1 protein-coding gene is annotated in these 306 nt (G+C 43.8%); it reads left to right on the forward strand.

Annotated elements, in window-relative coordinates; all coding sequences use genetic code 11:
* Positions 1-306 (forward strand): GBS Bsp-like repeat-containing protein (locus HMPREF2542_RS06765; RefSeq protein ID WP_186822138.1); only part of this gene is annotated, 306 nt, incomplete at both ends.

Here is a 306-nt window from a genome sequence, read left to right on the forward strand (position 1 = left end):
AAGTAGAAGAACCGAAATACAGCGTGACAGGTACGATTCACATTGAAAATAAGACTTCCCAAGGTTTTGATGTGGTGGTAACGAATGTCAGCTCGACCAAGGGTGTGAAGACAGTGAAGTTGCCTATTTGGTCTAGCCAAGGCGGTCAAGATGATGTAATCTGGTACGATGCGATTAAGCAAACAGATGGCACCTATAAGTTGAGTGTAGATATCCGCCGTCATAAAAATAATCGCGGTGAATATAACGTACACATGTATTACATTCAGTCGGATGGTAGCCTGCAAGGGGTAACCGGCACAACAA

The organism is Streptococcus sp. HMSC034B05, from assembly GCF_001809055.1.
In the GTDB taxonomy this organism is placed as follows: Bacteria; Bacillota; Bacilli; order Lactobacillales; family Streptococcaceae; genus Streptococcus; species Streptococcus constellatus.